General features: G+C 64.9%; 12 protein-coding genes. 3 read left to right on the forward strand and 9 right to left on the reverse strand.

What is annotated here, in order from left to right; translation table 11 throughout:
* Positions 1 to 2: 2 nt before the first annotated feature.
* The 5 genes from urtD to ACSQ3S_RS19700 all read right to left on the reverse strand — a co-directional run bounded on the left by urtD (position 3) and on the right by ACSQ3S_RS19700 (position 5953).
* Positions 3 to 812, reverse strand: a complete 810-nt coding sequence (gene urtD, locus ACSQ3S_RS19680; protein ID WP_176651111.1) for an urea ABC transporter ATP-binding protein UrtD — start codon at positions 810 to 812, stop codon at positions 3 to 5.
* Positions 809 to 1891, reverse strand: a complete 1083-nt coding sequence (gene urtC / locus ACSQ3S_RS19685; protein ID WP_413449322.1) for an urea ABC transporter permease subunit UrtC — start codon at positions 1889 to 1891, stop codon at positions 809 to 811. The genes urtD and urtC overlap by 4 nt, the downstream gene beginning before the upstream one ends.
* Positions 1888 to 3453 (reverse strand): urea ABC transporter permease subunit UrtB, encoded by a 1566-nt coding sequence (gene urtB / locus ACSQ3S_RS19690; protein ID WP_436145055.1) that lies wholly within the window; start codon positions 3451 to 3453, stop codon positions 1888 to 1890. The genes urtC and urtB overlap by 4 nt, the downstream gene beginning before the upstream one ends.
* A gap of 95 nt (positions 3454 to 3548) precedes the next feature.
* The gene (gene urtA / locus ACSQ3S_RS19695) at positions 3549 to 4748 is read right to left on the reverse strand and encodes an urea ABC transporter substrate-binding protein (protein ID WP_353404588.1); all 1200 of its coding nucleotides are present in this window, start codon (positions 4746 to 4748) and stop codon (positions 3549 to 3551) included.
* A gap of 77 nt (positions 4749 to 4825) precedes the next feature.
* Positions 4826 to 5953: a porin gene (locus tag ACSQ3S_RS19700; RefSeq protein WP_218087722.1), complete on the reverse strand. Its 1128-nt coding sequence runs from the start codon at positions 5951 to 5953 to the stop codon at positions 4826 to 4828.
* Positions 5954 to 6088: 135 nt separating this feature from the next.
* Between ACSQ3S_RS19700 and ACSQ3S_RS19705 the strand changes: the two genes are divergently transcribed.
* The 3 genes from ACSQ3S_RS19705 (at position 6089) to ACSQ3S_RS19715 (ending at position 7992) form a co-directional block, all read left to right on the forward strand.
* Positions 6089 to 6316, forward strand: a complete 228-nt coding sequence (locus ACSQ3S_RS19705) for a hypothetical protein (RefSeq protein ID WP_436143500.1) — start codon at positions 6089 to 6091, stop codon at positions 6314 to 6316.
* Between the two features lie 73 nt (positions 6317 to 6389).
* Entirely contained in the window at positions 6390 to 7502 is a 1113-nt protein-coding gene (locus ACSQ3S_RS19710; RefSeq protein WP_436143501.1) for a DNA topoisomerase IB, read from the forward strand.
* A gap of 58 nt (positions 7503 to 7560) precedes the next feature.
* Positions 7561 to 7992, forward strand: a complete 432-nt coding sequence (locus ACSQ3S_RS19715; RefSeq protein ID WP_436143502.1) for a hypothetical protein — start codon at positions 7561 to 7563, stop codon at positions 7990 to 7992.
* Here ACSQ3S_RS19715 and ACSQ3S_RS19720 read toward each other — a convergent pair.
* Genes ACSQ3S_RS19720 through ligA form a run of 4 tightly spaced genes read right to left on the reverse strand, consistent with a single transcriptional unit; the run spans position 7989 to position 12754 of the window.
* On the reverse strand, positions 7989 to 8954 hold the full coding sequence (locus ACSQ3S_RS19720) for an ion channel (protein WP_176651117.1): 966 nt from the start codon (positions 8952 to 8954) through the stop codon (positions 7989 to 7991). The two genes, ACSQ3S_RS19715 and ACSQ3S_RS19720, sit on opposite strands and share 4 nt — an antisense overlap.
* A gap of 12 nt (positions 8955 to 8966) precedes the next feature.
* Entirely contained in the window at positions 8967 to 9503 is a 537-nt protein-coding gene (gene def, locus ACSQ3S_RS19725; protein WP_436143503.1) for a peptide deformylase, read from the reverse strand.
* Positions 9500 to 10402: a UTP--glucose-1-phosphate uridylyltransferase GalU gene (galU, locus tag ACSQ3S_RS19730; RefSeq protein WP_176651119.1), complete on the reverse strand. Its 903-nt coding sequence runs from the start codon at positions 10400 to 10402 to the stop codon at positions 9500 to 9502. Before galU ends, def begins: the two co-directional genes overlap by 4 nt.
* A 15-nt stretch (positions 10403 to 10417) precedes the next feature.
* A complete protein-coding gene (gene ligA, locus ACSQ3S_RS19735) occupies positions 10418 to 12754 on the reverse strand; it encodes an NAD-dependent DNA ligase LigA (protein ID WP_353404502.1) in 2337 nt (778 codons plus the stop codon).

Below are 12754 nucleotides of genomic sequence, written 5' to 3' on the forward strand. Positions count from 1 at the left end.
TTTCAGCGCCCCAGATAGACTTCAATCACCCGCTCGTCGGACTGCACTTGCGACATCGTGCCCTGCGCCAGCACCGAGCCTTCGTGCAGCACCGTCACCACGCCCTGCTGCGCGATCTCGGTGACGAAGGCCATGTCGTGCTCCACCACCATGATCGAGTGCTTGCCGCGCAATTCATTCAGCAGCTCCGCCGTGCGCGCCGTCTCGGCGTCCGACATGCCGGCCACCGGCTCGTCCAGCAGGATCAGCTGCGGCTCCTGCATCAGCAGCATGCCGATCTCCAGCCACTGCTTTTGGCCGTGCGACAGCAGCCCCGCCAGCCGCCGCTCGCTGCCGTTCAGCCGTATCAGCTTGAGGATCTCGTCGATCTTGCCGCGCTGCTCGGACGACAGCCGCGCGAACAGCGTCGGCCGCACGCGCTTGTCGGTCTTCATCGCCAGCTCCAGGTTCTCGAACACCGTGTGCTGCTCGAAGATGGTCGGACGCTGGAACTTGCGGCCGATGCCGGCGTGCGCGATCTGGTACTCGGTCATGCGGCTCAGATCCATGGTCTGGCCGAAGAACGCGGTGCCGGAGGTCGGCCGCGTCTTGCCGGTGATGACGTCCATCATCGTCGTCTTGCCGGCGCCGTTCGGCCCGATGATGCAACGCAGCTCGCCGACCGAGATATCCAGGCTCAGTTTATTCAGCGCGCGGAAGCCGTCGAACGACACGGTGATCTCCTCCAGATACAGGATGGCGCCGTGCGTGGTGTCCAGTCCCGGCTCCGAAACCCGGCCTGACGATATGTTCAGATGTTCGTTGGCGCTCATGCCTGCTCCTTGCGCAGCCGCGCCGCCAGTCCCGCTATGCCTTGCGGCAGATAGCGCGTCACCAGGATGAAGATCAGTCCCAGCGCGAACAGCCACAGGTTGGGGAAGGCGCCGGTGAACCAGCTCTTCAAGCCGTTGACCGAGAACGCGCCGATGATGGGTCCCAGCAGCGTGCCGCGCCCGCCGACCGCCGCCCAGATCACCATCTCGATCGAGTTCGCCGGCGACATCTCGGACGGGTTGATGATGCCCACCTGCGGCACGTACAGCGCGCCGGCGATCCCGCACAGCACCGCCGACAGCGTCCACACGAACAGCTTGAACCACAGCGGGTTATAGCCGATGAACATCAGCCGCGACTCCGAATCGCGCACCGCCTGCAGCACGCGGCCCAGCTTGGACTGGACGATCCAGCGGCACAGCAGCAGCGAGCCGGCCAGCGCGGCCAGCGTGACCAGGTACAGCGTGGCCTTGGTGCCGGGCGCGCTGATCGAGTAGCCCAGTATCCGCTTGAAGTCGGTGAAGCCGTTGTTGCCGCCAAAGCCGGTGTTATTGCGGAAGAACAGCAGCATGAAGGCATACGTCATCGCCTGCGTGATGATCGAGAAGTACACGCCCTTGATGCGGGAACGGAAGGCGAAGAAACCGAACACGAAGGCCAGCACGCCCGGCACCAGCACCACCAGCGCGAGGCTGTACCAGAAGCTGTCGGTCGCGCTCCAGAACCACGGATAGGTTTTCCAGTCGAGGAAGACCATGAAGTCCGGCAGGTCGCTCTGGTACACGCCCTCCCTGCCGATGGCGCGCATCAGGTACATGCCGTGCGCATAGGCGCCCAGCGCGAAGAATACGCCGTGGCCCAGCGACAGGATGCCGGCGTAGCCCCACACCATGTCGAGCGCCAGCGCGGCCAGCGCGTAGCACATGAATTTGCCGACCAGGCTGACCATGTAGCTCGGCACGTGCAGCGCGTGGCCGTCCGGGAAGGCCAGATTGAGCAGCGGCAGCGCCGCCAGCACCGCGCAGCAGGCGGCGATGCCGCTCCACGCCCGGCGCGAAAACAAGGATGGATGAGTCATTCGGCGCTCCTGCCTTTCATGGCGAACAGGCCCTGCGGCCGCTTCTGGATGAACATGATGATGAAGACCAGGATGGCGATCTTGGCCAGCACCGCGCCCGCCACCGGTTCCAGGAATTTGTTCGCTTCGCCCAGGCCCAGCGCGGCGATGATGGTGCCGGCCAGTTGGCCGACGCCACCCAGCACCACGACCATGAAGGAATCGACGATATAGCTCTGGCCCAGGTCCGGTCCGACGTTACCCAGCTGCGACAAGGCGACGCCGCCCAAGCCCGCGATGCCGGAGCCGAGGCCGAAGGTCATCATGTCGATCTTCGCGGTCGATACGCCGACGCAGCCGGCCATGCGGCGGTTCTGCATCACTGCGCGCACGAACAGTCCGAGCCGGGTCTTGTTCAGGATCAGCCAGACGCCGCCCACCACGAACAGCGCGAACACGATGATGACGATGCGGTTATACGCCAGCACCAGCGATCCCAGCACCGTCACGCCGCCGGACATCCACGACGGATTGGCCACCTCGACGTTCTGCGCGCCGAAGATGGTGCGCACCGCCTGCATCAGTATCAGGCTGATGCCCCAGGTGGCCAGCAGCGTTTCCAGCGGACGGCCGTACAGCCAGCGGATCACGGTGCGCTCCAGCGCGATGCCGACGGCCGCCGTGACCAGGAACGCGGCCGGCAATGCGGCGATCAGGTAGCAATCCAGCGCCGACGGGAAGTAGTTGCGGAAGCCGAGCTGGCACAGATAGGTGGTGTAGGCGCCTATCATCAGCAGTTCGCCGTGCGCCATGTTGATGATGCCCATCAGGCCGAAGGTGATCGCCAGGCCCAATGCCGTCAGCAGCAGCACGCTGGCCAGCGAGATGCCGTAAAAGACGTTGCCGATAAATTCGGTGCGCGCCAGACGGCTGTCGAGCGCCTGCAAGGTGTGGGCGACGGCCACGCGCACGCCTTCGTCCGGCTCGGCGGCCAGCATCGATTGCAGCAGCGGGCGCAGGTTGGCGTTGCTGCTCTCGGCCAGCGCCTCGACGGCGGCCTTGCGGCGGATGCCGTCCGGCGATTGCAGGTTGGCGGTGGCCACGACCAGTTGCAGCACGGGGCGGATGTCGGCGTCCTGCTCCTTGGCCAGGGCTTTCTCCACCAGCGGAGCCTGTACCAGCGTGACGCTCTTTTGCAGCTCGGTCGCCGCCGCCAGCCGCAACGCGCGGTCCGGCGAGAACAGCTTCAGCGCGGACAGCGCATCGTCGGCGGCGCCGCGCAGGCGGTTGTTGACCATCAGGCCGTCCAGGCCCTCGGGCAGCGGACCGTTTGTGCCGGTGGCGGGATTGTAGGCCTTGTCGTCGGTGACGATGTAGATGCGGCCGTCGGCTGTGGTGTAGAGCGCGTCGTTCTTCAGCGCCGTCAGCAGGCGCGTGGCGTCGTCGTTGGCGAGCGCGCCGATCTTGACGATCGCTTCGACGCGGGCGTCCGGGTCATCGCCCGCCAGTGGCGCCAGCAGGGCGGGATCGATGGTGGCGTGTGCCGCGCCGGACAAGGCGCCGGACAACAACAGGCAGGCCATGAGCAGGAGTTTTTTCAAGATGCTTATCCTCAGGTGATGCGGGCCGGCGGCAGGCGGCGCGGGATGCGGCTGCCGCGCTGCGCCGGCCCTGCCGCTTACAGCTTCTGCTTGCCTTCGTTACCCGGAATGTACGGGCTCCAAGGATTGGCGCGCACCGGGCCCGGCGTCTTCCATACGACGCTGAACTGGCCGTCCGGACGGATCTCGCCGATGAACACCGGCTTGTGCAAGTGGTGGTTGGTCGGGTCCATCGTCAGCGTGAAGCCCGACGGCGCCTTGAAGGTCTGCCCCGCCATCGCCGCGATCACCTTGTCGGTGTCGGTCGACTTGGCCTTTTCCACCGCCTGCGCCCACATGTGGATGCCGACGTAGGTCGCTTCCATCGGGTCGTTGGTCACGACCGTGTTCGCGTTCGGCAGTTTCTTGGCGACCGCGTAGGCTTTCCACTTCTTGATGAACTCCGTGTTCACCGGATTCTTCACCGACTCGAAGTAGTTCCATGCCGCGAGGTGGCCCAGCAGCGGCTTGGTGTCCACGCCGCGCAGTTCTTCCTCGCCGACCGAGAATGCCACCACCGGCACGTCGGTCGCCTTCAGGCCGGCGTTGCCCAGCTCCTTATAGAACGGCACGTTGGAATCGCCGTTGATGGTCGAGATCACCGCCGTCTTGCCGCCGGCCGAGAACTTCTTGATATTGGCGACGATGGTCTGGTAGTCCGAATGGCCGAAAGGCGTGTAGACCTCGTCGATGTCGCTGTCCTTCACGCCCTTGCTCTTCAGGTAGGCGCGCAGGATCTTGTTGGTGGTGCGCGGATAGACGTAGTCGGTCCCCAGCAGCACGAAGCGCTTGGCGCCGCCGCCCTCCTTGCTCATCAGGTACTCCACCGCTGGTATCGCCTGCTGGTTGGGCGCCGCGCCGGTGTAGAACACGTTCTTCTCCAGTTCCTCACCCTCGTACTGCACCGGGTAGAACAGCAGGCTGTTCAACTCCTTGAACACCGGCAGCACCGATTTGCGCGACACCGAGGTCCAGCAGCCGAACACCACGGACACCTTGTCCTGCGCGATCAGGCCGCGCGCCTTCTCGGCGAACAGCGGCCAGTTGGAGGCCGGATCGACCACCACCGCTTCCAGTTTCTTGCCCATCACGCCGCCCTTGGCGTTGATTTCGTCTATGGTCATCAAGGCCACGTCTTTCAGCGAGGTCTCGGAAATCGCCATCGTGCCCGACAGCGAGTGCAGGATGCCGACCTTGATGGTGTCGGCGGCGTAAACATTCACGCCCGAGGCCAGCATGGTGGCGGCTGCGGCGATGCGGCTCAAGGTGCCGATGAAGTTGCGACGATTTTGCATGTGATAGCTCCCTGTGAAAGTTAGAATTGCAGCTGCAAGGTGACCGAGAACTTGTCCAGGTCGGCGGCCTTGGTGACCTTGGTCTTCGAGTACACGGCGCTGATCTGCGCGTTGTAGCCGTCGATGATGTAGTTCACGCCGGCGTCGATCTGCTTGGTGTCGATGTCGGTGTCGGCGCTGAACTTCTGCCAGCGCGCGAATGGCTGGAACTTGCCCCAGCCGACCTTGTCCTCGAAGATGAACGAGGCGCCCGCGGAATATGCCTTGCCCTGTTCGGACTTGATGATGTCGTCGGTGTCGTAGTCGTACCAGGCCGCCTCCACGGCAAAGGCGCCCGAGCCCTTGATACGCTTCTCCAGCAGGAAGTCGACGTTGTACGCGCTGTACTTGCCGTTTTTGGCGATGGTCAGGATGCCGTCCTTCTGGTAGCGCCCTGCGACGCCGATGGCCAGGATGTCGGCGCCGCCGATGTAGTTGCCGGTGCCGTAGTAGCCCGGTTCCGCGTCCCAGAAGTCGTACTGCACGCGGCCCGCGTACATCAGCGAGTCGTCGGCCTTGACGCCTGCCGCCTTGGCCTGCGACTGCGTCAGCGAACCGATGCCGAAGGTGTGGCCTTCGAAGGCGCCGAACGAATAACCCAGCTTGCCGCCCTCGCCCGCATTGCCCCAGACGACCACGCCGTCGTCGCGGCCGCGGAAGATGCCGCCGTTGTAGCCGTAGCGCGAAGCCACGCCGGCCCAGTAGCCGCCGCCCAGCGAGTAGTAAGGCCCCGCCATGTTGGCGCGGTCGGACGGCGACAGCAGGCGGCCGGCCCAGATGTTGAGCTCAGGCGAAATGGCGAACTGCCCCGCCGCGTCGAGGATGCGGATCTTGTCGCCGTCCCACTCGGTGTTGAGCATGCCCTTGATGTTCTTGTTCAGCGAGGCGCCGAAGAACAGCCGCGCCGAATCCAGATTGAAGTCGCTGGAACGGTCGGTGCCGTTCGGCGCGCCGTTTTCCGCGCTGGTGAAGCTCTCGCGCATGCCGAAACCGACGCTGACCGACTTGTCTTCGCCAAAATTGATCGTGGCACCCGCCTGCGCCTCACCCAGCCCGCCGACCGCCGCCACCGCCGCTGCCGCCAGCAGCACTCCCTTTTTCAACCCCATCTTGCTCTCCCTCTTGGTTTTGGATGTTGCAAGATTAGCTAGCAGACAAGCGGCAAGGAATACGTTGAATGACGTAGTGGCGCCGACGGCACAATTTGGTGGCACAATAACGGCTTACTTTTTCGGAATACCACCATGACCATCTTTGCCGCCCCTGTATTCGACGCCACCGTGATCTACGAAGGCAATGAGCTGTTCAAGGGCCAGGGCGCGGCGCGCGGCTGGGCCGAGCAGCTGGCAAAGGAGCTGGAGTGCGAGATCGGCGTCGAGAAGATCGGCACCGGCTGGGCGTTGACCGGCACCGTCGACGGCGAAGCCTGCCGGTGGGGCATCGTCGGCCAGCGCCTGAAGCGTTTGGAATAAGCGTGCGCTAGCGCACAACGTCGCTGCGGACCGGCGGGTACGATTCCCGATAATCTGCCCCACAAGGATAGCGATGAAGCGCGATATGCCAGCGGCGGCCGGTCCGGCCGGCACCGCCGCCCCCGCCCCGTCCAATGCTCCCGCCGCCGCCAGGTCGGCCGGGCTGCGCTACGTCCACGACGACCAGCCGGGCTATGCCCGCCGCAAACGGGGCAAGCATTTCCACTATGTCGACGCCGACGGCCACGCCGTCACCGATGCCGACACGCTGGCGCGCATCAAGTCGCTGGTGATCCCGCCCGCATGGACCGACGTGTGGATCTGCCGCCAGCCGCTGGGCCATCTGCAGGCGACGGGGCGCGATGCGCGCGGCCGCAAGCAGTACCGCTATCATCCGCGCTGGCGCGCGCACCGCGACGACTCCAAGTATGAACGCCTGCTCAGCTTTGGCAAGGCGCTGCCTGCGATCCGCAGCGCGGTCGATGCCGCGCTGCGGCTGCCCGGGCTGCCGCGCGAGAAGATGCTGGCCACCGTGATCCACCTGCTGGAAGCGACGATGATGAGGATAGGGAACGAGGAGTACGCGCGCGAGAACAAATCCTTCGGACTGACCACGCTGCGCGACCGCCATGTGCGGCTGGACGGCGGCACCGTCGAGTTCCGTTTTCGCGGCAAGAGCGGCGTGCACCATGCGGTCAAGGTGGAGGACCGGCGGCTGGCCGCCATCATCCGCCGCGTACGCGACCTCCCCGGGCAGGAGTTGTTCCAGTACGTCGACGACGACGGCAACCCGCACAGCATCGGCTCGGCCGACGTCAACGAATACCTGCAATCCATCGCCGGTGAGGACTACACCGCCAAGGACTTCCGCACCTGGTCCGGCACGGTGCTGGCGGCGGTGGCGCTGCATGAATACGAAAAATACGACTCCCAGGCACAGGCCAAGAAGAACGTGGTGCAGGCGATCGAATCGGTGGCCAAAAAGCTGGGCAACACGCCGACCATCTGCCGCAAATGCTATGTGCATCCGGCGGTGATCGAGTCCTACCTCGACGGCACCATGCTGAAGGCGCTGCGCCGCCGCGCGCGCGATGAGCTGCAGCACGACGTGCACGCGCTGCGGCCCGAAGAGGCGGCGGTGCTGGCGTTGTTGCAGCACCGTCTGCAAACGGCCCCGGCCAGGTAAATAGGAGTAGAATTTAGCTCCGGCGAGTTTTCGCCCCAGACCGAACAGCCGTTGCGATATGCCTCAAGCCCTGCCTTTTCCGATTCGTAAAGAGTGCCCGCCGGGGGCCTGCGAGTGCGGCCGCGACGATTTGCTGCAGGCCTGGGACCGGGCGCCGGACGACACAGACATCCGCGTGCTGCGCCTGACCCGCGACCAGGAGAAGGTGCTGATTGAGCGCATCGAATCCGTCACCACCTACGAACAGCTGGGCCATCTCAAGCAGCGCATCCAGGAACAGCTGGGTGTCACACTGACCATCACGCCCAGCGCAAACGGCGTCAGTACCGTCATGGGCCTGTCGATCAAGCTGGTCGAGCAGCCCGGCCTGTGCCGCCGCACGCGCGAGAACCTGCCGGCCGCCGTGCGCCGCTGCTTCCGCAACCATCCCGAAATCGTCTACGCGCTGCTGAACGCGCGCGACCTGCTGGGCGCCGAAGAGGAAGCCTAGCCCGGATGCGCCAGCGCGGCGCCGGGCATGTTGCCGCCTTCGGAGCCGTCCGGATAGATGTCGTGGAACTTGCTGTAGTCGAGGATGCGCACATTCCCCTCCTGCTTGTCCGACATGATGTCGGCGAAGTGGTGGTTGAAGAAGATGTGCTCGGCCGCGTAGGTCTGGCGGGCGTGGACGAAATCGTTGAGCGTGTCGTCCGTGCCGGATACGGCGACCGACAGCGTGGCGCCTTCATCGTGCAGGTCCTTCTGCGACTTGCCCCAGAACGGGCTCGATTCGTCGATCTTGTGCAGGATCGTCCACGTCAGCGCGAACACACCCGAGTGCTCGCGCTCCAGGGTCAGGTCGTAGAATCGGGTGAAGATCTGCCCTTCGAGCGTCGTTTCGCGGCGTATCAGCGTGGCCCGCACCGACGCTTCCAGTATCAGGTTGCCGCGTTCGTTCCCGGTGCGCAGCATCAGCGTCGGCACGCCGTTGAACGGCGTGATCACGGCGACATCGGAGAACATGATGCGCGACGTCGGCCGCGAAAAGCGCGCAAACAGCAGGCCCGTCACCGTCGCCACTTCGACCATGCCCAGCAGGATCTCGATCGAGGCGACGACGTGGCCGTAGGTCGAACCGGGATTCATGTAGCCATAGCCGACGGTGGCCAGCGTTTCGATCGAGAAGAACACCGTGTCGAGGAAGTAGCCCGGCCGCGCATTGGATACCGAGCCGGGCACCAGGAAAAAGGCCAGCGCGAACACCAGGTTGGTGACCAGGTACAGCGCGCCGATCAGCAGGAAGAAGCGCGGCCAGCTCAGCGTCAGCATCCAGTGATAGATGTCGCCCCAGTACCAGCGGCCGATGCCGACCCGCTTGATCTGCGAAGTCCCCATCTGGAACACGCCGCGCTCGTTGCCCACTCTTGGACGCACCACCTTTTGCGCCGGTACGCGCACCGGACCTTCAGTCATGGCCGCCCCGCCTCAATCGTCGTCGTTGGGATCGAGATCCGGGAACATCACCTCGGTGTAGCCGAATTTGGAAAAATCCGTGATGCGCATCGGGTACAGCACGCCCAGCAGATGGTCGACTTCATGCTGCACCACGCGCGCGTGGAAACCGTCGACGTCGCGCCTGATCGGCTGGTTGAACTGGTCGACGCCCTCGTAGCGCAACGAGGTAAAGCGCGGCACGCTGCCGCGCAGGCCGGGCACGGACAAACAGCCTTCGAAGCCCTCTTCCATCTCGTTGGCCAGCGGCGTCAGCACTGGATTGATCAATACCGTTTCCGGCACCTGCGGCGCATCGGGATAACGGGCGTTCTGCCTGAAGCCGAAGATCACCAGCTGCAGGTTGACGCCGATCTGCGGCGCGGCCAGGCCGGCGCCACTGGCGGCATGCATGGTGTCGAACATGTCGGCGATCAGCTCGCGCATTGCCGGCGTGTCGAACTCGGTGACCGGTTCGGCCACGCGCAACAGGCGCGGATCGCCCATCCTGAGAATTTCACGAACTGTCATTTACCGCCTCCATTCACGATGCCGCACTGGATCTCGCGCAGGAACTCGCAATATTCGTCGCCGGTCTCGGCGTGCTTCAGGCCCATCGCCGTCATCGCCTTCAGGTAGCCCAGCTTGGAGCCGCAATCGTAGCGCTGGCCGTCGTAGCGGTAGGCCAGCACGCGCTCGTCCTGCATCAGCGCGGCGATGCCGTCGGTCAGCTGGATCTCGCCGCCGGTGCCGGCGCCGATGTTGGCCAGGTAGTCGAAGATGCGGCCCGACAGCACGTAGCGGCCAACCACCGCCAGCGTCGACGGCGCCTCTGCCGGCGCCGGTTTTTCGACGATGCCATGCACCAGTTCCAGCTTCGGCTGGTACGGCGAGGCGCTGACGATGCCGTACTGGCGGGTCGCGGCGGGCGCCACTTCCTGTACCGCCAGGATGCTGCAGCGCTCGTAGGCGTACAGCTCGGTCATCTGCGCCAGCACCGGCTTGACGCCGTCGGGGGTATCCATGAAGTCGTCCGCCAGCAGCACGGCGAACGGCTCGTTGCCGACGATGGGACGCGCGCACAGCACCGCGTGGCCCAGGCCCAGCGGCTCGGACTGGCGGATGTAGATGCAGTTGACGTGCTTGGGTATCACGTTCTGCACCAGCTCCAGCAATGCGTGCTTGTTGGCCCGCTCCAGCTCCACTTCCAGCTCGTAGGCCTTGTCGAAATGGTCTTCGATGGCGCGCTTGTTGCGGCCGGTGATGAAGATCATCTCGGTGATGCCGGCGGCGACGGCCTCCTCCACCGCGTACTGGATCAGCGGTTTGTCGACGATGGGCAGCATTTCTTTCGGCTGCGCCTTGGTGGCGGGGAGAAAGCGGCTGCCGAGGCCGGCGACCGGGAATACAGCTTTGGTAATCTTGGACATGGTTTTTCTTTGTTTTTATCCGGCCGCCAGCAAGGCCAACAGGCCCGCCTCGTCCAGTATGGTGACTTCAAGTTCCTGCGCCTTGGCCAGCTTGCTGCCGGCATCGGCGCCTGCGACCAGGTAATGCGTTTTCTTCGAGACCGAACCGGACACCTTGCCGCCCTGCGCCTCGATCATGGCACCGGCCTGGTCGCGGCTCAGGGTCGGCAGCGTGCCGGTCAGGACAAAGGTCTTGCCGGTCAGCGCGCCTTCAGCCGCCTGTTCCGGCAGCTGGTCCAGCAAATCGCTGCGCAAATCGTCGAGCGCCTTGACCTGCTCGCGGTGGCCCGGTTGCCGCATCCAGTCGGCCAGCGAGTCCGCCACCGCGGCCGGCAGGCCGAACACGTCAAACACCGGCAGGTGCGCCAGCACTTTCAGATTCACTTCCTGTTCGACCAGTTGCTTGCTGCGTGGTTCCGTCAGTTTCGGGATGCCCAGCGCGGCCATCAGCTTGACCGTGTCCAGCTTCTCGCGCAGCTTGGCGCTGGGCGGATGTTCGCCGGTGGGCGCCACGCCGGCCGCCAGCAGCGCGTCGATCGCTTCCTGGTTCTTGGGCTCGGCGAAGAAGTCGGCGATCGAGTCGGCGACGATGCCGCCGATATCGGGCAGCACGCGCAGCAGCGCGGCCGGCACGCGGCGGACCAGGTCGAAGCGGCCCAGCCACTCGGCCAGCGTCTTGGCGGTCGATTCACCGACGTGGCGGATGCCCAGCGCGAACAGCAGCCGTTCCAGCGGCGGGTTCTTGCTGGCTGCGATGGCCTCCAGCAGATTGTCCGCCCACTTGGTGGCGATCTTGCCCTGCGCGACAGTCTCCGGTGTCGTGCCGTCGCGTTCATCGGCGAGACGCTTCATTTCCAGCAGATCGTCCAGCTTCAGCGCGTACAGGTCGGCGACGCGCTGCACCTTGCCGTGTTCGACCAGGTTGTCGATGTAGCGGTCGCCCAAGCCTTCAATGTCCATCATGCGGCGGCCGGCGAAGTGGCGTATCGCCTCCTTGCGCTGGGCCGAGCAGAACAAGCCGCCGGAGCAGCGCGCGATGGCTTCGCCTTCTTCGCGCACCACGTGCGAGCCGCATACCGGGCAGGTCTTCGGCAGCACGTAGGCTTCAGGTTCGGGCGAAGGCCGGCGCTCCAGCACCACGGCCAGCACTTCCGGAATCACGTCGCCGGCGCGGCGCACGATGACGGTATCGCCGACGCGTACATCCTTGCGGCGCACCTCGTCTTCGTTGTGCAAGGTGGCGTTGGTGACGTTGACGCCGCCGACAAACACGGACGCCAGCCGCGCCACCGGAGTGATGGCGCCGGTACGGCCGACCTGTACTTCAATCGCCTGCACGACGGTCAGCGCTTCCTCGGCCGGGAACTTGTGCGCCAGCGCGAAACGCGGCGCGCGCGAGACGAAGCCCAGCTGACGCTGGTCCTGCAGCGAATTGGCCTTGTAGACCACGCCATCGATCTCGTACGGCATGGTGGGACGGGCTTCGCCGATCTGCTTGTAGTAAGCCATCAGGCCGTCGTAGCCGCGCACCACGGTGGCTTCCTTCGCCACCGGCAGACCAAGCGTACGGTACCAGTCCAGCAGCGCGGAATGCGATAGCGGCATCTCGGCCCCTTCCAGCGCGCCGACGCCGTAGGCAAAGAAGCTCAGCTTGCGCGAAGCCGTGATGCGCGAGTCGAGCTGGCGCAGGCTGCCCGCCGCCGCGTTGCGCGGATTGACGAACTCCTTCTGGCCGGCCTCGCGCTGGCGCGCATTCATCGCTTCGAAATCGGTCTTGAACATCAACACCTCGCCGCGTACGTCAAGAATGGACGGCGGCGTGGCGGTGTTCAGGCGCAGCGGAATCGAGCGGATGGTGCGGATATTGGCGGTGACATCCTCGCCGGTGTAGCCGTCGCCGCGCGTGGCCGCCTGCACCAGCACGCCGTCGATGTAGCGCAGGTTGATCGCCAGGCCGTCGTATTTCACTTCGGCCGCGTATTCAACGGCGGCAGCGGCGTCCAGCCCTTCGCGCACGCGGCGGTCGAAGTTTTCGATGTCTTCTTCGGTAAAGCCGTTATTCAGCGACAGCATCGGCACCGTGTGCGTGACCTGGTCGAACTGCGGCAGCGGCGCCGCACCCACGCGCTTGGTCGGCGAATCGGGCAAGGCGAATTCGGGGTGCGCTTCTTCCAGCTTTTGCAGTTCGATGAACAGCTTGTCGTATTCCGCATCCGGGATGGTCGGCGCGTCTTCCACGTGATAGGCGTGCAGGTGCTTGTTCAGTTCAGCGCTCAGCGACGCTATGCGCGTCTTGTAATCCACTTCCGTCAT

The sequence above is a fragment of the Duganella sp. LjRoot269 genome, from assembly GCF_964254095.1.
GTDB lineage: Bacteria > Pseudomonadota > Gammaproteobacteria > Burkholderiales > Burkholderiaceae_D > Rugamonas > Rugamonas hordei.